This is a genomic window from Desulfovibrio litoralis DSM 11393 (assembly GCF_900143255.1).
Taxonomy (GTDB): domain Bacteria; phylum Desulfobacterota; class Desulfovibrionia; order Desulfovibrionales; family Desulfovibrionaceae; genus Frigididesulfovibrio_A; species Frigididesulfovibrio_A litoralis.
Window position 1 is genome coordinate 58954 of record NZ_FRDI01000008.1, and the last position, 26991, is coordinate 85944.

23 protein-coding genes are annotated in these 26991 nt (G+C 37.0%); 11 read left to right on the forward strand and 12 right to left on the reverse strand.

The annotated features are described in order from the left end of the window. Positions 1-223: 223 nt before the first annotated feature. Positions 224-1432: a glycosyltransferase family 2 protein gene (locus BT999_RS08720; protein WP_072697406.1), complete on the forward strand. Its 1209-nt coding sequence runs from the start codon at positions 224-226 to the stop codon at positions 1430-1432. A 382-nt stretch (positions 1433-1814) separates the two neighbouring features. Here BT999_RS08720 and BT999_RS08725 read toward each other — a convergent pair whose 3' ends face one another. The 10 genes from BT999_RS08725 to argF all read right to left on the reverse strand — a co-directional run bounded on the left by BT999_RS08725 (position 1815) and on the right by argF (position 14340). Beyond that, positions 1815-3170 (reverse strand): amidohydrolase family protein, encoded by a 1356-nt coding sequence (locus BT999_RS08725; RefSeq protein WP_072697407.1) that lies wholly within the window; start codon positions 3168-3170, stop codon positions 1815-1817. Between the two features lie 11 nt (positions 3171-3181). Continuing rightward, entirely contained in the window at positions 3182-5935 is a 2754-nt protein-coding gene (locus tag BT999_RS08730; protein WP_072697408.1) for a CBS domain-containing protein, read from the reverse strand. A 153-nt stretch (positions 5936-6088) separates the two neighbouring features. Then, positions 6089-6517, reverse strand: coding sequence for an ACT domain-containing protein (locus BT999_RS08735; RefSeq protein ID WP_072697409.1), 429 nt, complete (start codon positions 6515-6517; stop codon positions 6089-6091). A 75-nt stretch (positions 6518-6592) separates the two neighbouring features. After that, positions 6593-7900: a phenylacetate--CoA ligase family protein gene (locus BT999_RS08740; RefSeq protein WP_072697410.1), complete on the reverse strand. Its 1308-nt coding sequence runs from the start codon at positions 7898-7900 to the stop codon at positions 6593-6595. A gap of 74 nt (positions 7901-7974) precedes the next feature. Beyond that, complete coding sequence (locus BT999_RS08745; RefSeq protein ID WP_072697411.1) at positions 7975-8205, reverse strand: hypothetical protein; 231 nt, start codon at positions 8203-8205, stop codon at positions 7975-7977. Next, positions 8205-9764: a 2,3-bisphosphoglycerate-independent phosphoglycerate mutase gene (gpmI, locus tag BT999_RS08750; RefSeq protein WP_084650663.1), complete on the reverse strand. Its 1560-nt coding sequence runs from the start codon at positions 9762-9764 to the stop codon at positions 8205-8207. The genes BT999_RS08745 and gpmI overlap by 1 nt, the downstream gene beginning before the upstream one ends. Before the next feature lie 56 nt (positions 9765-9820). Beyond that, the gene (rsfS, locus tag BT999_RS08755) at positions 9821-10216 is read right to left on the reverse strand and encodes a ribosome silencing factor (RefSeq protein ID WP_245791002.1); all 396 of its coding nucleotides are present in this window, start codon (positions 10214-10216) and stop codon (positions 9821-9823) included. A 20-nt stretch (positions 10217-10236) separates the two neighbouring features. Beyond that, the gene (locus BT999_RS08760; RefSeq protein WP_072697412.1) at positions 10237-10818 is read right to left on the reverse strand and encodes a nitroreductase family protein; all 582 of its coding nucleotides are present in this window, start codon (positions 10816-10818) and stop codon (positions 10237-10239) included. Between the two features lie 188 nt (positions 10819-11006). Continuing rightward, positions 11007-13019 carry an acetate--CoA ligase gene (gene acs, locus BT999_RS08765; RefSeq protein WP_084650664.1) on the reverse strand — a complete coding sequence of 671 codons (2013 nt, stop codon included), beginning with the start codon at positions 13017-13019 and terminating at the stop codon, positions 11007-11009. Positions 13020-13437: 418 nt separating this feature from the next. Further along, positions 13438-14340, reverse strand: coding sequence for an ornithine carbamoyltransferase (argF, locus tag BT999_RS08770; protein WP_072697414.1), 903 nt, complete (start codon positions 14338-14340; stop codon positions 13438-13440). 137 nt (positions 14341-14477) lie between these two features. Here argF and BT999_RS08775 point away from each other — a divergent pair, with 137 nt between their 5' ends. Together BT999_RS08775 and BT999_RS08780 are read left to right on the forward strand one after the other, a co-directional pair. Then, positions 14478-15257, forward strand: a complete 780-nt coding sequence (locus BT999_RS08775; protein ID WP_072697415.1) for a TrmH family RNA methyltransferase — start codon at positions 14478-14480, stop codon at positions 15255-15257. Between the two features lie 27 nt (positions 15258-15284). Then, complete coding sequence (locus BT999_RS08780) at positions 15285-15560, forward strand: hypothetical protein (protein WP_072697416.1); 276 nt, start codon at positions 15285-15287, stop codon at positions 15558-15560. 28 nt (positions 15561-15588) lie between these two features. Here the strand turns inward: BT999_RS08780 and BT999_RS08785 are convergent, their stop codons facing one another. Then, entirely contained in the window at positions 15589-16398 is an 810-nt protein-coding gene (locus tag BT999_RS08785) for a formate dehydrogenase accessory sulfurtransferase FdhD (RefSeq protein WP_084650665.1), read from the reverse strand. Positions 16399-16644: 246 nt separating this feature from the next. On the opposite strand from BT999_RS08785, the gene BT999_RS08790 reads away from it, so the two are divergent. From BT999_RS08790 to BT999_RS08820, 7 genes are all read left to right on the forward strand, one after another. Beyond that, complete coding sequence (locus tag BT999_RS08790) at positions 16645-17202, forward strand: 4Fe-4S dicluster domain-containing protein (protein WP_072697417.1); 558 nt, start codon at positions 16645-16647, stop codon at positions 17200-17202. Beyond that, positions 17202-18146, forward strand: coding sequence for a CoB--CoM heterodisulfide reductase iron-sulfur subunit B family protein (locus BT999_RS08795; protein ID WP_072697418.1), 945 nt, complete (start codon positions 17202-17204; stop codon positions 18144-18146). Before BT999_RS08790 ends, BT999_RS08795 begins: the two co-directional genes overlap by 1 nt. Then, positions 18147-20105, forward strand: coding sequence for a CoB--CoM heterodisulfide reductase iron-sulfur subunit A family protein (locus BT999_RS08800; protein WP_072697419.1), 1959 nt, complete (start codon positions 18147-18149; stop codon positions 20103-20105). Next, positions 20093-20587: a hydrogenase iron-sulfur subunit gene (locus tag BT999_RS08805; RefSeq protein WP_072697420.1), complete on the forward strand. Its 495-nt coding sequence runs from the start codon at positions 20093-20095 to the stop codon at positions 20585-20587. The genes BT999_RS08800 and BT999_RS08805 overlap by 13 nt, the downstream gene beginning before the upstream one ends. Then, positions 20577-21545, forward strand: a complete 969-nt coding sequence (locus BT999_RS08810) for a 4Fe-4S dicluster domain-containing protein (RefSeq protein WP_072697421.1) — start codon at positions 20577-20579, stop codon at positions 21543-21545. Before BT999_RS08805 ends, BT999_RS08810 begins: the two co-directional genes overlap by 11 nt. Further along, entirely contained in the window at positions 21545-22603 is a 1059-nt protein-coding gene (locus BT999_RS08815; protein ID WP_072697422.1) for a 4Fe-4S dicluster domain-containing protein, read from the forward strand. The genes BT999_RS08810 and BT999_RS08815 overlap by 1 nt, the downstream gene beginning before the upstream one ends. A 217-nt stretch (positions 22604-22820) precedes the next feature. Continuing rightward, a complete protein-coding gene (locus tag BT999_RS08820; RefSeq protein WP_072697445.1) occupies positions 22821-23660 on the forward strand; it encodes an FAD/NAD(P)-binding protein in 840 nt (279 codons plus the stop codon). A gap of 386 nt (positions 23661-24046) precedes the next feature. Here BT999_RS08820 and BT999_RS08825 read toward each other — a convergent pair whose 3' ends face one another. Further along, a complete protein-coding gene (locus BT999_RS08825) occupies positions 24047-24868 on the reverse strand; it encodes a MipA/OmpV family protein (RefSeq protein ID WP_072697423.1) in 822 nt (273 codons plus the stop codon). Positions 24869-25045: 177 nt separating this feature from the next. On the opposite strand from BT999_RS08825, the gene BT999_RS08830 reads away from it, so the two are divergent. Further along, the gene (locus BT999_RS08830) at positions 25046-26977 is read left to right on the forward strand and encodes a hypothetical protein (RefSeq protein WP_072697424.1); all 1932 of its coding nucleotides are present in this window, start codon (positions 25046-25048) and stop codon (positions 26975-26977) included. Positions 26978-26991: the final 14 nt, after the last annotated feature.

Consider the following 26991-nt stretch of genomic DNA (forward strand, 5'->3'; position numbering starts at 1 on the left):
AACTACAATAAGTTATAAATTTAAGTACGATATAAAAACTAAACTAAGCATCATAAATTTCATTTTATTTCTATTTATAAAACAAAACAGTTGTGAAAGTTTTCAACTTTTTTCTTGATAAAAACCATCACACAAGATATTTTTATAAATAATACCAATACTTTTATTTATCTAATATTTTTTTCTAATACCATATCTAACAATTATATAAAAGCAGGCTGTTATGCACTATCTTGGTTTATGTTGTATTGTAAAAAACGAAGACAAATTTTTAAAAGAATGGCTCGCCTATCACTCTTCCATCGGAGTTGAGCATTTTTATTTATATGACAATGAAAGTACAATCCCCGTTGATACTTGGCTTCCAAAGTTTGCCGATACTTCAAAGGTTACAATATTAAGAGCTTCCGGTGCCGTAATGCAGCTCCCGGCTTATAACCATTGCCTCACTAATTTTGGCTCAAAGTTTCAATGGCTGGGTTTTATTGATGCTGATGAATATTTATTGCCACACGAAACAGATGATTTACGAACTTTTTTGGCAGAATTTGAACCACATGGCGGACTTGGAATCCATTGGCGAATGTTTGGCTCTTCAGGGCATGAAAAAAGACCGGAACAACCTATAATCAAAGCATATACCAAAGCCTTTATAAACCCTGACAGTCATATAAAAAGCATTGTGCAACCACACAAAACAACAGGTTGTCGTAACCCTCACGCTTTTGGGTATATTTGTGAATCAGGTTGCGTAAACGAACAACATCTTCCAATTGCAGATGGCAGTGCATGGAGCGTTCCGTCTATACAACGCATTCAAATTAATCATTATTATTTCAAATCACGTGAAGACTTTATGTCTAAACTTAAAAGAGGCAGGGTAGAAGGTTCTTTTGAAAATGATCTGGCTCGCCGCATGGAATATTTTGACCAACACATAGAAACGCCAGCTATCGAAGACACCAGAATACAACGCTTTTTACCCAAAGTAGAAAAAATACTTAAAGATGATTGTTTAAGTTTAAACCCGGACAAAGAAAATCTTAACTTATCAACAACGGAACTTTTAAATAAAGCCCAAACCGCTATCCAAAATATGGATTGGATAAACGCCGAACTATGCATGTGTAAACTCAGTAAGGAGCTTCAAGATGTTTCTGATTTATGGCTGATGCGTGCTATGGTTGCTCGTTCTCAAAAGCGTCTAAAAGCCGCAGAATTTTTCATATCCGAAGCCTTAAAGCATAGCAACAACCTCAATATTTGGGTAGAACAATTCCAATTGGTTATGTTAAATGAAGACTATAATCTCGCCGAGGCGATTTTACATCATTTGAAACGCATGTCAGGGCTAAATGCCGAAGAAGATCCAACCTTGACCTATAACATTGATATAATGGAAAAAATGTTAAAACACAAAACTAAAGCATAAACTCATAAAAAAGAACAAAAAGCGACTTTGTGAACCGTTGTTTTTTGCTCTAACTAAATTTTCTCTTAACCAAACTATAATTTATTTGCTACGTTTTGTTTATCCAATCTTTTATCTCTTTAACCTCAGCCTTTATATCTTCCAAGGAAATATTATTATAAACGCCATCTTTATATAAAAACTCACCATTAACCATAGTAAAGCAAACTTCATGCCCATTGGCGGCATAAAAAAGCTGTGAAACCGGAGTATATAGAAGATGGAAAAGATGTTAAAACACAAAACTAAAGCATAAACTCATAAAAAAAACAAAAAACTACTTCGTGAACCGTTGTTTTTTGCTCTAACTGAGTTTTCTCCTAACCAAACTATAATTTATTTGCTAAGTTTTCTCTATCCAAGCTTTTATCTCTTTAACCTCAGCCTTTATATCTTCCAAGGAAATATTATTATAAACGCCATCTTTATATAAAAACTCACCATTAACCATAGTAAAGCAAACTTCATGCCCATTGGCGGCATAAACAAGCTGTGAAACTGGCGTATATAGAGGTTGAAGATTTATGTTGTTTAAATCAATGCCAATAAGATCAGCCGAATAAGATGGGGCTATTTTTCCCACATTATTCCATTGTAAAGCTTTGGCATTATTAATTGTCGCCATATTTAAAACCGTTTGAGCCGACATTACCGTCGGGTCATTAGCGTTTACCTTGTGAATTAACGCCGCATAATTCATTTCGCTAAACATATTTAACGTATTGTTTGAAGCGGCTCCATCTGTTCCAAGACCAACAACTATCTCTCGTTCAAGCATTTCAGGAACAAGAGCAATTCCTGAATTTAGCTTTAAATTACTTTTTGGGTTATGTATGATTTTTACATTATTTTCCGCCAAAAGATCAATTTCATCTAAAGTTAAATCAACGCAATGAGCAAGAATTGTATTGGAATTAAGTAAGCCAAGCCTGTTGCAATATTCCACAGGGCGTTGTTTATGTAACTTAAGGCTTTGCTCTGTTTCTGTTTCGCTTTCTGCCAAATGAATATGTAAAGGCAGCCCATGTTTTTCCGCAAAGTTTTGACAACGTCTTAACAAGCTTTCAGTTGTGGTATAAACAGAATGAGGGGAAACAGCAAAACGTATGTTGGGGTTGCCCTGCCATCTTTCAATTTGAGCTTCCAACAAAGAAAAAGCTTGTTCTTCCGTTTGATAAGCGGGAGAAGGAAAGGCGAAAATTCCTTCGCCTGCCAATAATTTTATTCCAAGTTGAGCCGCCGCTTCACAAACAGCATCTTCAATTAAATACATATCGCAAGCAAGGTTGGTTCCTGTCCTAATCATTTCGGCAAAACCCAGCAAAGCCCCCGCCCTAACAAGTTTGTAAGTCAGCTTTGCTTCTTTGGGAAAAATATGTTTGCTGAGCCATTCCATTAAAGGTAAATCATCGGCCACGCCTTTAAAAATATTCATACTCGCATGAGTATGTCCGTTAATTAAAGCAGGCATCAACAACGTATTTTTAAAAGCCGAATGGATATAGTCAGGATATTTATTTTGTAACACGTCGACCCTATCAAGCTCGACAATAACTCCATTGTTGATCGCCACCCCACAATTTTCTAAAACAACGTTATCTGCCTGTTTTCCCAAAATAAAATTATCTTGCCGTAATTCATTACAAGTGCTTTGGGTTAAAATATAATCTGCACTCAATATTAACTTTTTTGACTTCATAGTTTTTTGTTTTAGTTTTTATTATTTTTTGATTTTTCTTCTAAAAAGTTTTTCACTAAAGATTCAGCCAAGTTGAGTTCTTCTTGTTTATCTTTAATTAAGCCATCTATTTTAGCATCTAAAACTTGTTTTAAGACCGTTTTTATCTCAACCCCGGGACTCATTCCCATTTTTATAAGACTTTTTCCGGTTATACTCAATTTTTCTTCTCTCGCTTTAGTGATATAATATAAAATCGCCTTGCGTATATCAGCGTCTTTTTCTGTCGCAATCACAAAAATCATGGCATTCACCGACAAAGGGTTCAAAATATCAGCCAACATACTCATTTTATAACGAATATTTTTATCTTTGTTGTTTTGAGGTGAAAACGCCATTTCACTCCAAGCCTTTATTTTAAACTTCATATCACGACATTGTTCACGCATACTTAAAAATGAATGTGTTGCTTTTGAACTAAACATAAGACGCTTTAAAAGCTCTGAAACTTCTAAGTATTTCGCACCCAAACACAAAGCCAAAAGATAAAGCACCCAGTTTTCACGTTTAGACTTTTGATAAAGCATTTCATACGCATTAGATATTTTTTCAAGCTCTAAAATCAATTCTTCTTTAGCATCGGTTAAAGGCAAAATAGGGTGAATTTCTTGCAAAACTTTAAACTCGTCCATACGTTTTAAACAAGCCAAGGTGTTTTCTTCCTCACACACAAGTTGAAAACCATGAAAAATTCTTTGTCCTGAAATTTTTTTGATCATGCCCAACTGAATAGCATTATTAATCAAGCGTTCTGTCTGTAGGCTCAATTTAAAGTTTAAACGTACTTCAAACAAAATAGCTCGAATAATACGAGTTGGATCTTCGATAAAACTTAAAGAGTGAATCGGTTGAATAATCTTATTTTTTATATCCCTTTGAGCCCCATAAAAATCTAAAATATTTCCAAAGTTTGTTTGATTTAATTCCAAGGCAACCGCATTAATCGTGAAATCTCGTCTATATAAATCAAGGCGAATAGATGAATGTTCTACGTTTGGTAAAGCCCCGGGGCTTTCGTAATATTCCAATCGAGAAGTCGCTATATCTATTTTCATTAAAATTTTTTCGCCACTATCAGTTTCAACGGTATACTCCAAAATAGCGGTTTTAAATTTAATATGTTCGGTAATTGAAGCGTTTAAACGCTTTCCTAGGGCATGGGCAAAGACAATTCCGTTTCCTTCAACACATAAATCAATATCATGGTTTGGAATCGCCATCAAAAGGTCTCTTACAAAACCACCAACAACGTAAACAGAAAAACCAAGTTCATCACCGAGTTCTCCTGCTAATTTCAAAAGCTTAAATATATATTTGGGTAATTTATCTTTTAATATACCTGAAACATTACGTATTTTTAGCTTTGTTTTATCTGCGTTACTTTCTAAAACAAATGAATAATCAGCATTATTATGCATAAACGTATTAATAATATCCGTTCTGGTGATTACTCCAACCATTTTTTCATCTTGAATAACAGGAATTAAACGTTGGCGATTATTAATTATTATATTTAAAGCAATATCAAGGTCATCATCAGGAGAAACGCTTAAAATATTTCTATTGATATAATCAGAAATAGAAAGAGAACCCAATAAATGGGCTTTAGCTCTTACAACAGTATGATATTCGATAATCCCTATAGGTTTTAAAGGATTTTTTTCATGATTAATAACCGGTGCGGCTTTTAAACCATAACGCCCCATAAAATTTTCAGCATAACTGATACTATCTTTAATATTTAAACTTAAAGCCGGACTCGCCATAAAATTATTAACAACTAATTGAGGCTGAACTTCATTAAAAATTTCCGACAATAACTTTTCTTTAAGCTCAGGCAAGGTCATATTTGAAACAGAGGCAGAAGCCGCATAACTATGCCCTCCGCCACCAAACACCTTACAAATATTTGCAACGTTAACAGACTTTAGAGAACTTCTTGCTACAAGCTGAATTTTATCTGCCATTTGAGCAATCGCAAATAAAACCTTTGTTTTTTCCATTTCTACCATTTTTTGCACTAAAGTAGAAAACTCAACCAGATACGAATCTAAAACTATTTCGCTGACAGTAACGCTTATCCCTTTAAAGTTATGAATTTCAGCCGCTTGCAACAATGAATTTAAGGTGTTAACCTGAATACTGCTTAAATTATCACTATCTGCATCTTGAATTATATTAAAATCTATTCCCTGTTCTATTAGCCAAGCCGCCGCATTAAAATCATAAACGGTTGTAGAATTAAATTTAAAAGAACCCGTATCTTCATAAAGCCCTAAAGCTAATAAAGTCGGCTCGGGTTCAACTAGTTGTATTTTTTTTTCTTTAAGTAATTCAATAATAAGTGCAACTGTAGAACCATAAGGTTTTACTAATGAAAAGTTTACTTTAAGGTCATCTTCGGCATCAGGGTGATGATCATAAGCGTGAATAATTAAATCAGAATTTTGTAAAACAGGAGAAATATGCAACAAACGAGAACGCTGTCTTGTATCAACAACCACTAAATTTTTAGTTTTACTAAAATCAAAATCTTTAGGATTTACAAACTTAAAAGTATTGGGAATAGCCTTAATAAATTCATTACTATGAGAGCGAACCTGAATTGAGGGGTTAATCAAAACAGCCTCAGGATATAAATAACTTGCGGCAACCATTGAGGCAACAGCATCTAAATCAGCGTTATTATGAGTAGTAATAATTGTATCTGCGGTTTTTTTATTCATAGTAAACGACTTTTAACCTTGATATATAATGCCTACAAAACTTAATAAAAATAAAATAAAACCCCAAACATATCCGGTAAAAAGTAATTACATATTAAAATTTTACTTTATATTGAACAAATTTAGGGTTTTATAAAAAAACAATAAAAAAGTTTATTTCAAGATTTTACTTTGTGGCAATAAAGTGCAGCCACAAGCTTGTAATTCTTGAATACCAAGATCAGTATTATCAATACGAATAATTAAAACTGCTTTGTCATCACAAAGAGAGGCAAAGGCGTACATATATTCTACGTTAACACCCTTTTGGCTAAACATTTGTAAAATATTATCCAACCCACCAGGGCTATTAGGAACTTCAAGGGCAATAACCGAAGCTATATTAACCGTAAAGCCAGCTGCCTTTAAAACTTCCTTTGCTCTTTCAGGATTGTCAACAATCATTCTTAAAATGCCAAATTCATTAGTATCAGCCAAAGACAAAGCACGCATATTTAAACCCGCCTCATAAAGAGTATGGGTAACGTCTGCAAGTCGTCCTGACTTATTTTCCAAGAAAATAGAAATTTGTTGAATTTTCATAGCTAAACTCCATATTGGTTGAAAAACAAAAAAAGATTATACCAAACTAAAATATACTCAAGGCGTTATTATACCTTAAGCTTGTTTTTTACGATTATCAATAACTCTGATTGCTTTTCCTTCAGAGCGGGCAATACTTTTTGGTTCGACCAAGCGTATTTTTGCCGTAACACCCAAAAATTCTTTAATACCTTTTTGAAGGCGATTAGATAAAGATTGTAAGGTACGCACTTCATCAGAGAACCCTTCTTCAGAAAGTTCTACTAAAACCTCAAGCATGTCTAAATTATTTTCACGAGAAACAACAATTTGATAATGAGGTGAAACACCCTCTGTTTCAACAATTAAGCTTTCAATTTGAGAAGGAAATACGTTAACACCACGAATAATCAACATATCATCACTACGTCCAAAAATACGTTGCATTTTAACATGCGTCCGTCCGCAAGCACAAGGCACATAGTCAAGACTGGTAATATCCCTTGTACGATAACGAATAAGTGGAATTCCCTCTTTGGTTAGAGTAGTAATAACAAGCTCACCCACGCTACCCGGAGGAAGTTGTTCGCCTGTAACAGGGTCAATAATTTCAGGAAGCATATGGTCTTCTTGAATATGCATACCGGATTTGGCAACAGCACATTCCATAGCCACACCCGGACCCATAATTTCAGATAAACCATAAATATTTAAAGCATCTATATTAAGTTTGCTTTCTATTTCCTGACGCATTTCTTCTGTCCAAGGCTCTGCTCCAAATACCCCTATGCGTAAAGCCATATCTTTCATGTCCATGCCCATTTCTTGGCTTGTTTCATTTAGGTAAAGAGCATAAGACGGGGTAGAACATAAAACAGTAGAACCAAAATCTTTCATCAACTGAATTTGTCTGCGAGTCGCACCGCCGGAAGCAGGAATAATAGTCGCACCAAGACGCTCTGCTCCGTAATGAGCCCCGAGTCCTCCGGTAAAAAGACCATATCCGTAAGCGTTATGAATCAAATCTCTACGTTCAACCCCTGCCATACTTAAACAACGAGCCATCATATCTGCCCAGTTATCAACATCACGTTTGGTATAACCAACAACAGTGGCTTTACCCGTCGTTCCACTTGAGGCGTGAATGCGTACTATATTTTCTTTGGGAACCGCAAAAAGACCATAAGGAAAATTATCTCTTAAGTCCTGCTTTTCGGTAAAAGGCAGTCTTTTTAAATCGTCCAAGCTTTTAATATCAAGCGGAGTAATTCCTGCTTCATCAAATTTTTTAGTATAATGCTTTACGTTAGCATAAACCCTTTGACAAACATTAACCAAGCGTTTTAACTGTAGTGCCTCAAGTTCCTCACGAGGCATGGTTTCTTTGTCTACATCATAGATCATGTTTTTCTCCGCAAATTTATAGTTATTTATAATTATTAAAAAGCCTTATAATTAGTTACGTTAACAAGCTATTTTTACAAAAAATCTTGATCAATTCCCGCTGGTCCACCGGATAACATGAGTTTTAAATAAGTTACATTATACATATCAACCGGAACTATAGGAAAAGTTTCACCGCAACTGGAACATTTTATCATCGTAGGGTTTGCAGGAGAAATCACAGGTAGTTCTTCCCTACACACAGGACAAGGATAAAAAAATAAAACTTCTACATTACTTGGTTTTATCGGTACAAACTTAGGCATTAAACTTCCTCCGTCAAACTGTTTCCGTCCATCTCAGAAGGAACAGAAGCACCCCAGAGTTTTAAAATAGTAACGGCAATATCTCCGAGTTTTCCGGAGTTAACCATTTTCCTTGGCGGTAACAATTGATGATTTTTATCAAATTCCATCAAAATAAAAGGAACGGGGTTTTTAGTATGTGCGGTTTGCGGATTTCCCTCAGGGGTAAGAAGCTCTTCGATATTACCATGATCGGCGGTAATCATTAAACGTCCACCTGTTGCGGCAACGGCATCAATAATCTTTCCAAGACAAGCATCAACCGCCTCACAAGCCTTAATTGCCGCCGGAATTATTCCCGTATGTCCAACCATATCACAATTGGCAAGGTTACAGACATAAAGACTTGCCTCGCCTTTTTCCCATTCTTTTATTAAAGAATCGGTAACTTCATAAGCACTCATCTCAGGCTTTAAGTCATAAGTCGCCACATCTCGTGGAGAATTAATTAAAATTCTTTTTTCTCCGACAAAAGGTTCTTCTTTTCCCGCATTAAAAAAGTAAGTAACGTGGGCATATTTTTCTGTTTCAGCAACTCTTAATTGCTTTAGCCCCATTTTAGAAACAAGTTCACCCAAAGTATTATTCAAAGGCTGTTTAACAAAAGCCGCAGGTAGAGGCAAAGAAGCGTCATAAGCGGTCATTGTAGCAAGGTTTATATTAGGGCGTGAATTTTTTAAATCAAACCCCGTAAAATTTTCAGCTTTAAAAGCCGCCGTAATTTGACGTACACGATCAGCTCTAAAGTTAAAAAAGAAAACAGCATCACCATTACTGATTTTATACTCAGGATTTAAAATACGCGGTTTTATAAATTCATCGGTTTCACCGTTAGCATAGGCTGATTTTAAAGCTTTAACAGGGTCGGAAATAAGCTCGGCTTTAGCCTCAACCAAACAATCCCAAGCTATTTGCGTCCGTTCCCAACGCTTATCTCTATCCATAGCATAATAACGCCCGATTAAACTGGCAATATGAACTTTATCTTGAAAATTATTTTGCTTAATCCAATCCAAAAGTTTTTGCATATAAACAACACCACTGGTTGGTTCAGCGTCGCGCCCGTCCATAAAACAGTCAATCAAAACTTCCAAATCTGCATTTCTGGCTATTTTGATTAAAGCAAACAAATGATCTATATGACTATGAACACCGCTATCTGATAAAAGCCCGCAAAAATGTATGCGTTTTGAACCTTTTTTGGCGTCTTCCAACAGTTTTAAGAGAACTTCATTTTTTTCAAGCTCATGTTTTTCAATTGCCATGTCAATTTTGGTCATATCTTGATAGACAACTCGCCCGGAACCAATATTCATATGTCCGACTTCAGAGTTGCCCATATAGCCCAAGGGTAATCCAACCGCACGCCCCGAACACTCAAGTCGAGTTTGAGCCTGATAATTCAAAACTTTTTTCATGTTCGGTACATTTGCAAGAGAGATAGCATTGCCCGAACCTGAGTCCGCAACCCCCCAACCGTCCAAAATTAATAGAATTGTAGGTATGTATTGATTATTCACAGCTCTCCCTCATAGATAACGTTCAGCAAAAACACCTTGAACAGCAAAAAAATAAACTAACCGGCTCGTTCATCACAAATAAACTCAGCATTACCCCATAAATCTTCCAAGCGGTACAACTCGCGTTCTTCAGGCTGAAAAATATTTACGATTATATCGTTTAAATCAAGTAAAATCCAAGTTCCTGATTGATACCCTTCCATACGAAAATATTCAAAACCCTCTTTACCGGCACATTCCAATAAATAATCAGCCAAACCTTGAGCGTGGCGAATAGAGTTAGCACTAAGAATTACAATCGTTTCAAAGGCAAGGCTTTGTTTTTGGGTAACAGATTTCAGATCAATAGCCACAAGCTCTTGGGCTTTTTTTTCTCTCATCCAATCTAAAATAAATTGGGTTTTTTCAACACTGGGCAACAGGGAATATTTTTTAGGTTTTTCAATCATCATAATTATTTAGCTAATCTTCTTTATTTAAAACTTTTTAACAATATATCGTTTAAGTTGCGTTTAGGTACATAATGTACCAACGCTTCATCTCGCCAATAAGCCGTTGATCCGTCTTTTCCAAGCTCTGTGATTTTTCGCTTTTCAAGGGGGTAACCAAAAGCCATAGTCAACATTATTTCAATATTATCCGCAAAACCAAGCTCTTTATGTAAGGCTTTTGCGTTCATTGAACTAAACATGCATGAAGCCAATCCTAAAGAACTTGCGGCTAATTGTAAAGTCTGTGCTGCTATTCCAAGGTCAATTTGAGGGTTTTTTAATATATTTTCATCGTTGGCGATAATAATATATGCCGTTGGTCTTTCCCCTTGTTTTGGACCAGCCCAATCTTTTAACATCATAGCCCACTTTAAAGAGGAAAAAATAACCGCATTTTGAGCAGGAGAAATACTAAAAGAATAGCGTAAAGACTGTTTATTCCCCGTACAACTCACAACACGCACAGTATCTATTAAATCAACAATTTGGCTTTCGCTAACTTGTTTTGATTCGTCAAAACGCCTGCAAGTTCTGGCATCTATCACTAGTTGTTTAAAACTCATATATCCTTCTTTCTTTATTAATAGGCAATATAAAATAAAAAATTAAACTCTTGCAAAGAGAATACTAGCCTTTTCTCTATAAAGCAATAAGTTGGAAGAAAAATAGTATATTTTATTTGAAAAGACCACCGCAAAATAGAACTTTCCTATTTTACGATGGTCTTTTTTTGAATATTTTAATAAAAAGCTTAACTTAAACTGCTACGTCCTGTTAGAAGTTCATGCTCTGTAACAAGAGCCTCTACAACGCTTACATCAACCAAGGTTGTTAAGTCGCCTAAATCTTCGATATTGCCCGAAACAATCTTGCGTAAAACTCGACGCATGATTTTTCCGGAACGAGTTTTAGGAAGAGACTCTACAAACTGGATATATTCCGGTGTTGCGATTGGTCCAATCTCTTTACGCACCCATTTACGCAAATCAGATCTCATAGCATCGGTTGGCTTTTCTTCTTCTTTTAGATGAATAAAGGCATAGATTGCTTCCCCTTTAACAGAGTGAGGCATTCCGACAACAGAACTTTCGGCAACCGCAGGATGTGCATTAAACGCAGCTTCCATTTCAGCGGTGCTAAAGCGGTGTCCTGATACGTTAATAACGTCATCAAGACGTCCTTGAAGCCAAAGGTAACCATCTTGGTCTTTTTTAACTCCATCTCCGGATAAATAAAAGCCAGAGAAACGACTAAAATAGTTTTCTTTAAACTTCGACTTATCGCCAAATACGCCTCTTAACATACCCGGCCAAGGGTTTTTAACGACAAGGTGTCCTTCTTCGTCAACCTTAGCAGGTTTTCCGTCTTCTTTTAATACCTCAACATCAATACCGGGAAGAGGTAAACTGGCGGAACCTGGCTTAAGCGGAGTAACATAAGGAATCGGGCTGACAAGTATTCCGCCTGATTCTGTTTGCCACCAAGTATCAACAACAGGGATTTTTCCGTCTCCAACCGTATCTCTGTACCAATTCCAAGTTTTTGCATCAATAGGTTCACCAACGCTACCGAGAATACGCAAAGAAGAACGATCATGTTTTTCAAGCCATTCATCACCATCACGGATAAGCAATCTAATAGCTGTTGGTGCAGTATAGAAAGTATTGACTCTATATTTTTCAATAATATGCCAAAAGCGATCAGGGTCAGGCCAACGAGGACCACCTTCAAACATCATGGTTGTTCCGCCAAGCAACAAAGGACCATAAACGCCATAAGTATGCCCGGTAATCCAACCAATATCAGCGGTACACCAATGAACATCTTCTTCTCTGGTATCAAAAACTAACTGGGTAGTATGTGCGGCATAAGTCAAGTAACCACCTGTAGTATGCATAACACCTTTAGGTTTTCCCGTGCTACCACTGGTATAAAGTATAAACAATAAATCTTCTGCGTCCATTTGTACTGCTGGTAAACGTGCGTTTAAGGAGCGATCTGACATAACATCTCGCCACCATATATCTCGGCGTTCTTTCATGGCGGTTGGCATATTTGTGCGGTTAACGACAATAACTCGACGCACACTGGGGCAATCTTTAAGAGCTTCGTCAATATTTGCCTTTAAAGGCATAACACGCCCGGCTCTAAACATACCGTCTGAAGTAATAACAACTTTTGCTTCACAGTCTTGAATACGACTTTGAGCACTAGAAGCAGAAAATCCGGCAAAAACAAGAACATGAACCGCACCAATGCGAGAACAAGCAAGCATTGAAACGACCATCTCAGGAATCATCGGCAAATAAATAACAACCCTATCGCCTTTTCTGACTCCTAAATTTTTTAACGCACTGGCAAAACGACACACACGGTCGTATAACATCTGGTAAGTCCAAATACGTACATCATCTTCCGGATCACCTTGCCAAATTAAAGCAACTTTATTACGCCTCGGACCATCAATATGACGATCTAAACAGTTATAAGAAGCATTAGTTTTTCCGCCGGTAAACCACTCAACATGCGGCTTGGCAAAATCCCACTCTAAAGTTTTTTCCCAAGGTTTGAACCAGTGCAACAAGCTTTTTGCTCTTTCTCCCCAAAATTTTGCAGGGTCTTCCAACGCTTTTTGGTGTATAGCTTCGTAATCATCCATACTTTTAATTTTAAGCTTAGACAAATTCACATTAAAAGCAGAAGACTTTGCTGCAACCTTGGCTGTATTGGTTCGCTTTGTTTTTTTTACATTTTTAGTATCCATAGTACCCCTCTTTCCCATGTTTATGCTCATAATATTGCAAATTCATGGCTGTTTGTCTTTCTTTAAATAGAAGACGTTTACATCGGTAAAAAACTACAAAGACCAATCAGTACTTTCTTTAGAATATATATGTTCTACCTAAAAACACGGAACATATATAATTTTTAGATTTTTACTCCACCTCCAGTTTAATAAACAATATAGGATATATTTTTATCTTAACATATAAATAAGTCAAGAAACTTTACACAAAATAATAAAATAAATAATAAAACATTATAGTTAGGCAATCAATTTGTGATTTTTTATACAATCATAAATACTATTAAAATCGGTTAAGCTTATATTAAAAAAACAACAAACAAATGATAATAATTCATCATGTTATAAGTTAGCTATATTAAAATGATTTCAAAAATTACTTAGTAAAACACCACTCCAAAATCGCTTTTTGCACATGTAAGCGGTTTTCAGCCTGATCAAAAACAATCGAGTTAGGGCTTTCAAATACTTCTTCGCTTACCTCTTCGCCTCTGTGAGCAGGTAAACAGTGCATAAACTTTGCGTCTTTTTTCGCAAGACTCATTAAACGATTATCCACACAATAACCCTTAAAAGAAAGCTCTCTCGCTTTTTGTTCATGTTCTTGCCCCATAGATGCCCAAACATCAGTATGAACATAATCAGCGTCTTTTATTGCTTCTTCGGGTTTATCAGTTAAAAAGATTTTGGCTTTAGCTTGTTTAGCTTTTTCTAGTAAAGTAGCATCAGGCGTAAAACCTTTAGGACACGCAAGATGTAGTTCAAAATTAAATAAAATAGCTGCTTCAATCATAGAATTAGCCATATTGTTTCCGTCACCAATCCAAGCGACTTTTATTTCATCAAGCTTAGGAGTGCGTTCATACATAGTAAGCACATCACACATCACCTGACAAGGGTGTCCTTGGTCGGTTAAGGCGTTAACAACCGGAACTGAACCATATTTAATTAGTTCTAAAATTTTATCTTCGCTAAAAGTACGCACAACCATGCCATCACAATAACGGCTCACAACTCTGGCGGTATCTTTTAAAGGTTCAGAACGCCCAAGTTGACTTTCATTAGGAGTCATAAAAATTATATCTCCGCCAAGCTGATGAATAGCCACATCAAAAGACAAACGTGTACGAGTTGAGGCTTTTTCAAAAATCATTAATATCGTTTTATTTTTTAATAAATCACTACGATAATTATTTTCTTTCATTTCTTTAGCTCTTTTGATAATATTAAGAGCCTCACTTGGGGTAAAATCTAAAATTTTTACAAAATGCTTTCTCATTTAAGATACTCCTATTTATTCTTTAAACTCGTTATAACTCTATAAAAAATATACTAAAATATAGATAATCATACGCTCTAGTTAACTGCTAAACTAAAATTCTATCAAAAATATATAAAAAGACAAAACAAAATATTATGAATCAAAATTTAAACCTTAAAATAACAGAAATCACAAGCGCACAAAACCCACGCTATAAACAGTGGTTAAAAATTCTTGAAAGTAAAGGAATTAAAAAATATAACGAAGCGATTATTTCAGGTCGTAGTTTTTTAAACGAAATTTTAACGGAGTTCCCTAGCCAAGTTTTAGGCATTATCACTTCAAACATTGATGAGTTAGATAATTATAATATTCCAACAAATGCAAGCGTTTATCTTTTGCCAAATGAACTTTTTTCAAGCTTAGATATTTATGGAATTAAAGCTCCCCTACTGATTATTTCCGCCCCTGCTCCACAACCTTGGAATGAAACACTTGCCTCAGGATTAACTCTATTTTTACCGCTTCAAAATCCAATCAATTTAGGAACTTGCATTAGAAATGCGGCAGCCTTGGGGGCAGAAGTCGTTTTATTAAAAGAAGCGGCAACTCCATATTTGCCCAAATGTTTGCGTGCCTCAGGCCCTGCTATTTTTCAGGTTAAACTTTGGGAAGGCCCTAGCATTAAAGATTTGGCTCAATATGACAAGCTCCCTATTTATGCACTTTCGCCAAACGGTATGAATTTATTTAGTTTTAACTTTTTAGAAACAATGGGCTTAGTCGCCGGCATAGAAGGCCCCGGACTAGACCAATATTGGAGCGAAAATAAACGCCTGTCTATACCCATGCAACCAAAAGTAGAATCTTTAAATACCGCTGTCGCCGTGGGCATGGCAATGGCGTGTAGGCTGGCTCATTTGAATTATAAGTAGATTAGAGGTAAAATAAGAGAGGGAAATATGAAAAAACTAGAAAAAATCGTGAATTTAATCGAAGGGTGTAATAAAAGAAAATATTTTTCGCCAGAAGAAGTTACAGAACTAACAAATATGCTTACTCAGATAAACCCAGAAGACACACAAACACTACCAAAAGAAGTCTGTAATACGATTAAAGAACTTTTAAGTACGCATCTTTTTTATTCAACGTTATCCGATGGCGACCCTACTGAATTGTCTGCTGAAAAAAAACAGCACTTAGATTTAATTCTAGAAAGAATCCGGCAGACTATCTAAAAAGAATACAGCTATCAAACAACACTAACTACTTCTGCACTAAATTTTTACTATCATTAAAAACAGTAAAACGCCCTTCTTTATCACGAGCAAAGCCAAGCAAAGTCGCTTCGGCATTTTTCGCCATCTCTACAGCCGAGCTAGTAACAGCCGAACGACTAATCAAAAAGCGAAAACCCGCCTTTAAAGCTTTTGCACACAAACTCGCCGACATTCTGGCAGAAACAAGCAGTATATAATTTGATAAATCTAACTTATTTATAGTTGCCCAACCTTTTAAGCGGTCTATGCAATTATGTCGCCCAATATCTTCGGCAAGTTTTAAAATAGTTTTTGTTTCCACATCAAAAATAGCCGCACGATGAAAACCGCCGGTATCTTCCCAAAGACCATCAATCCCCATAAAATTACGCATAGCCTCAACCACTTCTTCGGGTTTTATTGCTAGCTTTGTATCAACACTGATTTTTTTAGGAATACTTTCTTGAATTGTTAATTTAAAAACAGAGTGAAACAATAAACCCGCATGATTTTTTAAATCATTAACGTCTTCTTGTTCCAGAAAAAAATATTCAAAATTGACTTGTGGTTTACTTTCTAATAAAACAGTTCCAACAGCCAAGTCTTCCAAAAAAATCGGACAAGCCCAAAGCTCTATCGCTCCAAGCTGATGCCAAACATTATTAGACTTTTTTCCATATTTTATTAAAACAGGAACTTCTTGGCTAACCACATCTGAAATCAACTGAAACTGATTCGCCTTCCAACGACTTAATTCTACTTGAATATTATTGTCTTGACCTTTATTATTATTTGCATATACATTAATCAAGTTCATTTTTTCACAACACTGCCTTATTTAAAATATAAAATGTAAACCCATAACTCTAACACAATTTATGTAATATTGCTGATATTTAAACATTATAAAGTAAAATGTTTACTTGTCAAAAAAAAAAGCATAAATTAAATTGTTCTTACTAAGGAAGCACTCTAAACGGCTCATAAAAATAAGAAATTCTTTCTGTCAATAATGTTTTAATTTTGTTAACCGCTTAAATTACAGCAAAAAAGGTGAAATTCAATGGATAATGTAAACCTTTCGCGAAGTTGTGATCGGTCTTTTACCCGTCAGGTAGAAAAAGCCAGTGGTCAGAACCTTAAGAATTGTTATCAATGTGGAAACTGTACTGCCGGTTGTCCTTTAAACGCTGCTTATGATATTCCCGTAAGTCGTATGATGCGTTTAATCCAACTTGGGCAAAAAGAAACTCTTTTAAAATCTAAATCTATTTGGATGTGTGCCAGTTGCGAAGCTTGTACGACTCGTTGTCCAAACAGCATTGATATAGCAAGAGTTTTAGAAGTTTGTCGCCATATGGCAAGAAAAGAAGACTATGTCGCCGAACCAAGAGTGAAGAAATTTTTTGATTCTTTCTTACTAACCGTCGCTAAATTCGGTCGCTCATTTGAACTTGGAGTTATGGCTCTTTATATGTTAAGAACAGGTCGCCTGACAACAGATATAGACTTGGTTCCTAAGATATTGCCTAAAAACAAACTTGCCTTTCTGCCTCATATGATTCAAGGCAGAAAAGAAGTAGAAGAAATTTTCAAACGATATCAGGAGCGTAACAAATAATGAATTCAAATACGCCTCAAACCAATATCGGCTATTATCCCGGCTGTTCCGGGCTTGGAACTTCTAAGGAATATGACGCTTCCACAAGAGCGGTCTGTAAAACTCTTTCTGTTCCGCTCGTTGATATTAACGATTGGAACTGTTGCGGTTCGACCCCTGCTCATACGGTTGATTACAGCCTTTCCGCCGCCCTTTCAATTCGTAATTTTGTACAAGCCGGCAAACAAGGTCTACATAATATAGCAACACCTTGTCCAAGCTGTTTGAAAAACTTACATAATAGCTTGCATGTTTTAACTGACCAAGAATTAAAAGAAAAAACCGAATACTTGCTTGGCTATCCTATTCCCCCAAAAGAATCAGATAACTACAGTGTTCGTTCCGTTCTTCAGGTTTTATACGAAGAAATCGGTCTTGATGCTATTAAAGATAAAGTTAAAAAACCACTAAGCGGGCTTAAAGTTGTCCCTTATTATGGTTGTTTAATGACTCGCCCGGCGTCTATGAATTTTGATAATACCGAAAACCCAATCAGCATGGATAAGATTCTCGAAGCCTGCGGTGCGGAAGTTTTGCCTTTTCCTTTAAAAGTAGAATGTTGCGGAGCTGCTTTTGGTATTCCTAAAAGAGAAGTCGTAACCAGACTTTCAGGAAAATTGATTGATTTGGCTGACCAATTGGGAGCACACTGTATTGTTGTTGCTTGTCCTTTATGTCAAATGAATCTTGATTTAAGACAAGAAGAAATCAATAAATTTAATAACCGCAACTTCAAAATGCCTGTTATCTACTTTACTCAACTTATGGGAAAAGCCTTTGGGATTGATGACTCTGAGCTTGGTTTTGATATGTTGGCGGTTGATCCCTCCTCTGCCTTTAAATCAGCCCAAAGCGTTGCCGCCGAACAAAAATTGGCAGCAGAAAATACAGGAGGAAAAAAGTAAATGAATATCGGAGTATTTGTTTGCCACTGTGGTACAAACATCGGTGGAACAGTCGACTCAGCCAAAGTGGCGCGTGAAGCTTTTGCTTTTCCTGATGTTACCTTTGTAACCGACTCATTATATACTTGTTCCGAACCGGGACAAGACGCAATTATCCAAGCTATTAAAAACAATAAACTCGATGGCGTTGTTGTTGCCGCTTGTTCTCCTCGTATGCACGAACCAACTTTTAGACGTGCGGTTGAAAGAGCCGGTATAAACCGCTATATGTTTGAAATGGCTAATATTCGTGAACACGTTTCTTGGATTGGTAAAGACAAAGACGCTAACACCAATAAAGCCCTCGAACTCGTACATATCGCCGTAGAAAAGTTAAGACGCAATACCTCACTTATGCCTAAAAAGTTTCCTGTAAACAAAAGGGTTATGATTGTTGGCGGAGGCGTAGCCGGAATTCAGGCTGCCCTTGATTGTGCCGAAGGTGGACTTGACGTTATTTTAGTAGAAAGAGAAAGTAGCATTGGCGGAAAAATGGCAAAGCTTGATAAAACTTTCCCAACCGTTGACTGTTCAAGCTGTATTCTCGGCCCAAAAATGGTTGACGTAGCTCAACACCCTAAAATTAAACTTTATTCTTCTTCTGAAATCGAAGAAGTCGGCGGTTATGTCGGTAACTTTGAAGTTAAAATACGCAAAAAAGCTACCTATGTTGACTTTGATAGCTGTACGGGCTGTGGAACTTGTGTAGAAAAATGCCCTAGCAAAAAATCTTTTGCTCACTTTAACGAAGGCATGGGCGAAGTTAGTGCTATCAACATTCCCTTTCCTCAGGCTATTCCTAAAAAAGCAGTTATTGACCCTAGCTATTGTCGCCAGTTTACTAAAGGTAAGTGTGGCGTTTGTGCTAAAGTTTGTCCGACAAAAGCCATTCGTTATGATATGCAAGATGAATTTGAAACAGAACAAGTGGGAGCGATTGTTGCCGCTACCGGTTATGATTTAATCGATTGGACTGTTTATGAACAATACGGCGGTGGGCGTTATCCTGATGTTATAACTTCTCTACAATATGAACGTTTACTTTCAGCCTCAGGACCAACCGGAGGACACGTTAAACGCCCTTCAGACGGAGCGGAACCTAAAAACGTTGTATTTATCCAATGCGTTGGTTCAAGAGACCCCTCTATCGGTCGCCCTTATTGCTCTGGTTTTTGTTGTATGTATACAGCAAAACAAGCAATTTTAACAGCAGACCACATTCCCGGTTCTCAGTCTTACGTCTTTTATATGGATATTCGCTCACCGGGTAAACTTTATGATGAATTTACGCGTCGAGTTCAAGAAGAATATGGTGCTAATTATATTCGTGGGCGTGTTGCTTTAGTTTATCCTAAAGGCAAAAAGCTAATTGTGCGTGGTGCGGATACCCTACTCGGTACTCAGGTTGAAATAGAAGCCGACCTCGTTGTTTTGGCTGTTGGTGGCGAAGCCTCTAAAGGTGCTCCTCAACTAGCTGAAAAACTACGCATATCTTATGATCAATATGGCTTTTTTATGGAAGGACACCCAAAATTACGCCCTGTAGAAACAAATACAGCCGGTGTATATTTGGCTGGTTCTTGTCAGGGGCTTAAAGATATTCCGGCTTCTGTTGCTCAAGGTTCAGCAGCCGCCGCCAAGGTATTGTCTTTATTCTCAAAAGATATGTTAGAAAGCGACCCTGCCATTGCTAATGTAGACATTAAACGCTGTATTGGCTGTGGTAAGTGTATTAAAGTTTGCCCTTATAAAGCAATTAAAGAAGTCGAAATTCGTGGTGCTAAAAAAGCTGAAGTCATTGAAACAATTTGTCAGGGCTGTGGACTTTGTAACGCAACCTGCCCTCAAGGTGCTATTCAGCTCTCTCACTTTACAGATAATCAGATATTAGCGGAGGTTGAAACTCTATGTCAGTTTTAGCAGGAAAAGAACTTAGAATCGTAGGGTTTCTTTGTAACTGGTGTTCTTATGGTGGTGCTGATACTGCCGGAGTTGGTCGTTTTAACCAACCAACAGACTTGCGTATTATCCGTGTCCCCTGCTCCGGGCGTATAAACCCATTATTTATTGCAAAAGCATTTTTTAATGGTGCTGATGGCGTTCTTGTTTCCGGCTGTCACCCTCGTGATTGTCATTATTCAGAGGGTAACTTTTATGCACGTCGTCGCCTTGAAGTAATGAAACAATTCTTACCATTTTTAGGTATAGAAGCAGGTCGATTTGAATATACTTGGGTATCTGCCTCAGAAGGACAACGCTGGCAAAGTGTAGTTTCCAGCTTTACGGAACAAATTCATAAGCTCGGTGCCGCTCCTCGTTTACCTGAGCCTAAAATTCTTTCACGAATTAAAGAATTTGACCTTCAGGCATTAAACCTTGAAGGAGGCAAGCATGTCGGTTAATGAACTCATAAAAGAAAAAATTCGCCAAATATTACCGGAAGTTAAACTAGTAATGGCTTGGGGTAAGGGTTATGACGCCCTACACTCCACCCCTTTATTTATTGAGAGTGAAAAAGACTTGGATAAATTAGAAATTGGTCCTTGTTCCGTACAAAACCTCGCTTCTTATTTGCTCGATTTTAATGCTCAAAATATAAAAGTCGGTATTGTTGTTAAAGGTTGTGATAGCCGTTCTGTCGTTGCTCAAATCCAAGAAACTCTCGTAAAAAGAGAAAATGTGGTTATTATCGGCTTTCCTTGTGATGGCGTTATTGACCTTAGTAAAGTAGAAAGTGCCTTACCTAAACAACAAGCTGAGATTCAGGCAGTAGACAAAAAAGGCGATGAACTAATTATAAAGCTGAAAGATAGCGAACTAAAACTAAACTGGGATAGCGTTAGAGCTAACCGTTGTGCTAGTTGTGCTTATCCAAACGCTATTATAAGCGACCATTTTGTAGGCATTCAAAAAGCGGCTCAACCCAGTGATGCTTCAAAAAACAATATTCTGGCAGTTCTAGAGGCAAAAAGCCCCGCAGAATTAATGGAATTTTGGAAAAAAGAAATGGAACGCTGTATTCGCTGTTATGCCTGTCGAAACGCCTGCCCTCTTTGTGCATGTAAAGAACATTGCGTAGCTCAAAGCCGTGAACCACACTGGTTGTCTCAAGAAGACAGCGTAACCGACAAGTGGTTTTTCCAAGTAATTCACGCAACTCACTTAGCCGGACGTTGTACCGGTTGTGGCGAATGCCAAAGAGCTTGTCCGATGAATATTCCTGTTGGTTTATTTAAAATGAAGTTTAACAGTATAATAAAAGAACTCTTTGATTATGAGGCGGGCGTTGATATTGATGCTAACCCACCACTTCAAACCTTTTCATTGGAAGAAAAGAAAATTAAAGAGAGGAATTGGTAATGCTTAAATTTATTTCAGAAACCAATTTAACTAGCTGGTTAAATGAGCTCTCTCAAGCGTTTACAGTCTTTACGCCACAAAATATGGGGCGTGGAATTATTTGGCAAGAACATAAAACAGATAGCAAAGCTGATTTTAGCGTTCAACCTTTAGAATCAGCCAAACACGTTATTTTTCCTCGTAGCCAAGAACTTTTACGTTTTCGCTATGAAAAACAAGAAAACGGAACAAAAGATTTAAAGATAGAAGAAGCTGTTAATAACAAAAAACAAATTATCTTCGGTGCCAGACCTTGCGATGCTCGTGGATTTTTTACTTTTGACCCTGTTTATAACGGAAAAATTAAAGATACTCCTTATTTAGAAGTGAGAAATAATACTTTAATTATCGGCTTATCTTGTAATGATAACAACGAAACTTGTTTTTGTTCTTGGATAGGTAGTAACCCTGTTGATGAAAATGGCTCTGATCTTATCTTAACACCTGTTTCAGGTGGTTATACGCTTAAACTTATAACAGAACGTGGTAAAGAACTCTTTAATGCCAGCCTGTTACAAGAAGCGAGTACAGAGCAAAACACAGAGACAGACAGCTTTAAACAAGCTTCTTTGGATAACTTAAAGCCAATCCCTGACTTAAATAATGCACCTGAGAAAATTCTTGCACGTTTTGATGATATGGATTTTTGGCAATCCCAAAGTTATAAATGTTTAAGTTGTGGTGCTTGCACTTATCTTTGTCCTACCTGTTATTGTTTTAATATAACTGACGAAAACAAAGGAAGTGCCGGAGCTCGCCTGCGTTCTTGGGACGCTTGTATGTCTGCCAATTTCACCCTTGAAGGTAGCGGACACAACCCTCGTAACACTCGTTTTCATCGCATGAAAAACCGTGTCGGTCATAAGTTTAGCTATTATCCGACCTTACATAAACATTTTGCCTGTTGTGGCTGTGGACGTTGCATAAAGAGCTGTCCTGTGGCTGTTGATATTCGTGAAATCGTTTTAGCAGCTATTAATCATCAAAGTGTTGATAAGGGAGTAGAAAAACATGGCTAAAAAATCACCACAAAAAAAAGCTATTGTCGATAAAAAGCCAGAAAACACTGACAAACAAGTGCCTGTTAAAGCTACTGATGTTAAAGCACCTGATGTTAAAGCTACTGAAGAACCTAAAACAGCTAAAACCGAAACACTACAAAAGACCACAATGCCAGAAAATATAACAAATAAAACAAACGTGTTACAAGAAACTCAAGAGATAATTGTTCCGCCTCTGCCTGAACACACCAAAAACCCTTATATACCCTATGAGGCAACAGTTCAGGAAGTTATAAGAGAAACAGCCAATATTATGACTTTTAGAGTTACTTTTGACGACCCTGAAGTTAAAAAGAACTTTAAATTTGAACCCGGGCAAGTAGGACAGCTTTCATTTTTTGGAGCAGGTGAATCAACTTTTGTTATCAATTCACCTCCGACCAGAATGGATTATATCCAATTTAGCGTAATGAAGGTTGGCGAAGTTACCTCTAAGCTTCATACTATAAAAGCCGGAGATAAAGTTGGCGTAAGAGCTCCACTTGGCAATTCTTTTCCTTATGAAAAAATGAAGGGTAAAGATATTGTTTTTGTTGGTGGCGGAATAGGCATGGCACCTTTGCGTACCCTCTTGCTTTACATGCTAGATAACAGAAAAGATTATGGTAAAATCACCCTGCTTTATGGTGCCAGATCGCCACAAGATATGGCTTATATCTATGAAACAGAAGAATGGCTAAAAAGAGACGACCTAAACACAGTCCTAACTATTGATAGAGAAGCCGAAGGCTGGCAACACAAAGTCGGGCTTATTCCTAATGTTTTATTAGAAATAAACCCTGATCCTAAAAATACTGTTGCCATTACTTGTGGTCCTCCTATTATGATTAAGTTTACTCTTCAAGCTTTAAAACAATTAAAATTTGAAGACAGCCAAATCTATACAACGCTAGAAAAACGTATGAAGTGTGGTATTGGTATTTGCGGACGTTGTAATATTGGAACTAAATATGTATGTATGGACGGACCGGTATTTAGCTATGACGAACTCAAAGATCTACCAAACGAATTATAGATAAAAAATGAATTGGATTTGAGACTATTTTGCAATAGTCTCAAAGTGGCTTTCGCTAGAAAGACACTCCCCAAAACACGAATAAGGAAAATTTAATTTTCCTGTAAAATGAGTGGTTTTTGTGTCTTAAAACGTTTGATTCTATGTGGATACAGAGCGTCAAACGATAATAAAAGCACGCAAAACAGAGTTTTGCAATGGTCTTAGTTGAAAGATTTTTTGCGATATTTTTTACCGCTTTGTGCTCAAGGCTAAATGCTGTGAGAATCTGTTATAAATCTTTATCTTATTAATATATCATAATTTTAAAACCCAAGAGCCACTTAAAATACAACTTTAAGTGGCTCTTGATATACGATCTAAAATAAATATATAATGTCTAAAAACTAGTTTCCTGAATTAAAGGAATAGACTAAACCGCAACCACCAGTAAACTGATTTTTTGAACCCGCCTCAACTAACGGAGAATCTGCCGCCGGTCCGACAAGGCGGTTATAACCCGCAAAAACCCTTAGTCCGATATCGTCAGTCAGGCTCACACCAAGTGAAGTTTTCAAGGCAATATCTTTAAAGCCACTATCTGCGTCATAAGCGTCATAACCTGATTTACGGCTTTGCTCCTGAGTAATACCAAAAAAAGTTTCGTTACGACGCTCGCTCGCATAGGTTGAGCCTACGCTATTTGTCCATCTAACTTTTTCGTTTAGCATAGTCGCATGTCCGACCTCGGTTTGCACCTGAAAACCACGAATATCTCCGGTACCGTGCAAAGCGGTGGCTTTTACAAAAAATGGGTCCGGATTCCATGATGCAAATATACCAAGCTCGGCACTAGGATCAATATCACCAAGCCCATTTAGCAAATCACTCGCACTTTCTTCTCTTCCACGGTTATATTTAGCTACAGCTCCAAGCTTCCACTGTTCCTGATTAACTACATATACTCCAAGCCCGTTTTGGGTTGAAAGAAAAAATCTATCCAGACGCAACTCAACAATAGGCATAAAACGCAAATCGTTGCTATCTGAACCTTCAAATTCAGGGGCAGTCAACACACCACCACCAAGAGAAACAGACCAAGTTAAGTCTTGGCTTTCCCCTCCTCTTTCATCTTGTGCATGAGAGATTGCGACACTACCCACAAAAATAAACATAGATATAAAGGTATAACAAGTAAAATTAAGTAAGCACTTAGAATAAAAGAACATTACAGTCTCCATAAGTTAAAATTTAAAGCATTGGCAATATAAAATAAATTTACAATATTGTCAATGCTTTATTATGTTTTAATTACATCTATAAAAAAATATAAATCTATAAAAAAATATAAAGTTTTTTTATAAACCTTCCGATATTCATATTATGAAGTAAACAGGGAGCACATTATGACTAACTCTTGGATCAACGGAGTACTAGAAAACTCCAACCAATCAGGATTATGGACACCTAAACAAAACAAGATTGTCGTAGGGCGAGATGTTGGGCGTATTAGTGCCACCGGGTTTGAGACACAAAAAGAAAAGATTGTACTTGGCGATGGCGACGATGTTGCCTTTAAGTCTAAAAATATTTTTGACCTTGCCAAACGTGGGTCTATGTCGGGATATAGCGTTAAAAATTTTCGTGATGTATCAGATAACGATTTGGCAAATAAAACAGTTACCAATTCAGAATCTCTTTTTGAAAATGATAAATACTTTGTTGCTTTTTTTGATAACACAATAACTATTTATGAAAAAAATGATGATCCCAAAACACCAGCCAAGCTAATAATCTCTACCAAAATAAAAGACGATACCCTAATTAGTTGGGGCGAAGACGGCGTTCCTCAAATTACTACAGGTGCGGCGGCTAAAACAGATAATGTGCTTAAGGCTACGGGCATCAACGATATTTTAATCCGCAAAAATGCCTCTAAAGTAGAAGCCGGAACAGGAACCATTGTGTTAAACCTTGCAAAAGGCGGAACCTTCAGCGGTGGTAGCAATGTTACTTATAAAGGGTTCTATGACACAGCCGATATTGTTGATGATGGCACTCAAAAAACATTTGCCGGATACTTCACCAATATGAAGATATCTACGGAAAAAGGGAATTCTATTTTTTCAGGTGTTTTTGAAGACTCAACTATTAAAGCAGGGAAAGGAGCAGATACTTTCTCCGGATATTTTGCTCGTACAGAAGTAAGCGGTGGAGATGGCGATAACCTCTTTAATGGTATGTTTATGGATCATAGTAAGGTTATTGGAGGGGAAGACAACGATACTTTCTATGGTCGTTTTATAGAGTCTAGCGTGGATGGCGGAAAAGGAGATGATAGCTTTGGTTCAGGGGCAAGAATTAGCCAAATGAGTTTATTATACTCTCTTCAATTCCAACAATCTTACATGGGGTTGGAAAGCGATTTTATTAATAGCGAAATTGATGCAGGAGAAGGCAATGATACTTTCAAGGGTATCATGTCTGGTGGAAGCATAAATCTGAATAAAGGGAATGACAAGGCTGAGGGTATATTCCAAGAGGCTTCGGTTGACGGTTCTGACGGAGATGACAACATTAACGCATGGTATAGCGAGATGAGTCATTTTTCTACAGGTGAAGGTAATGATGCCATAATGCTTGAAACAGGTAGTTTTAATACTGTTAACACAGGAAAAGGCTATAACTCTATTATTATGGGTGCAAATGAGCAACAAACCGGCGGAAGCAGTGATGCAGATATGATACACCGTGGAGTTATTTGGATGAACTCTATGGAAATGCAACCAATCGAAGCAGGAGAACAACACAACAACCATGTTAACGCAACAGAGGGAGAAAGTACTGTTGTCGTGCGTGATGGTAAATCAGAACATGTTGTGGTTAGCGGTTCAGCCGAGAACTTAGGTAATAAAGACAATTCAACAACTCAAGCTACAAGTAATGGATCAGAAAAAGCATCTGAAAATATCGATGAATTCTCTCCATATACAACACAGAGTGGGATAATTAACGCTATCGTAAAAGCAGAAGAACAGAATAAAACACAAGCTCAAAAAACTGAAGCAATCAGTGATGCTAAAGAAAAAACTGAGAATAAACAAGATGCCGTTCGCCCCACTGTAAAGCAATATAGCATTTTCAACTCAGGTGAAAAGCAAAATACAGGATTAGTCGCAACTACCGTAACAACAAGTAATGGAGAAAATTTAAGTTTTGATGGTATTGTGCGTCGTGCGGAGACTGAAAAGAAAGGAGACGATCTTGGCATGGTGAAAGTCATGCGTTATGCGAACGCTCAAGGATACTATGAATCTCAAATATATAAAATATTCTAGAAACTTCTTTTGTA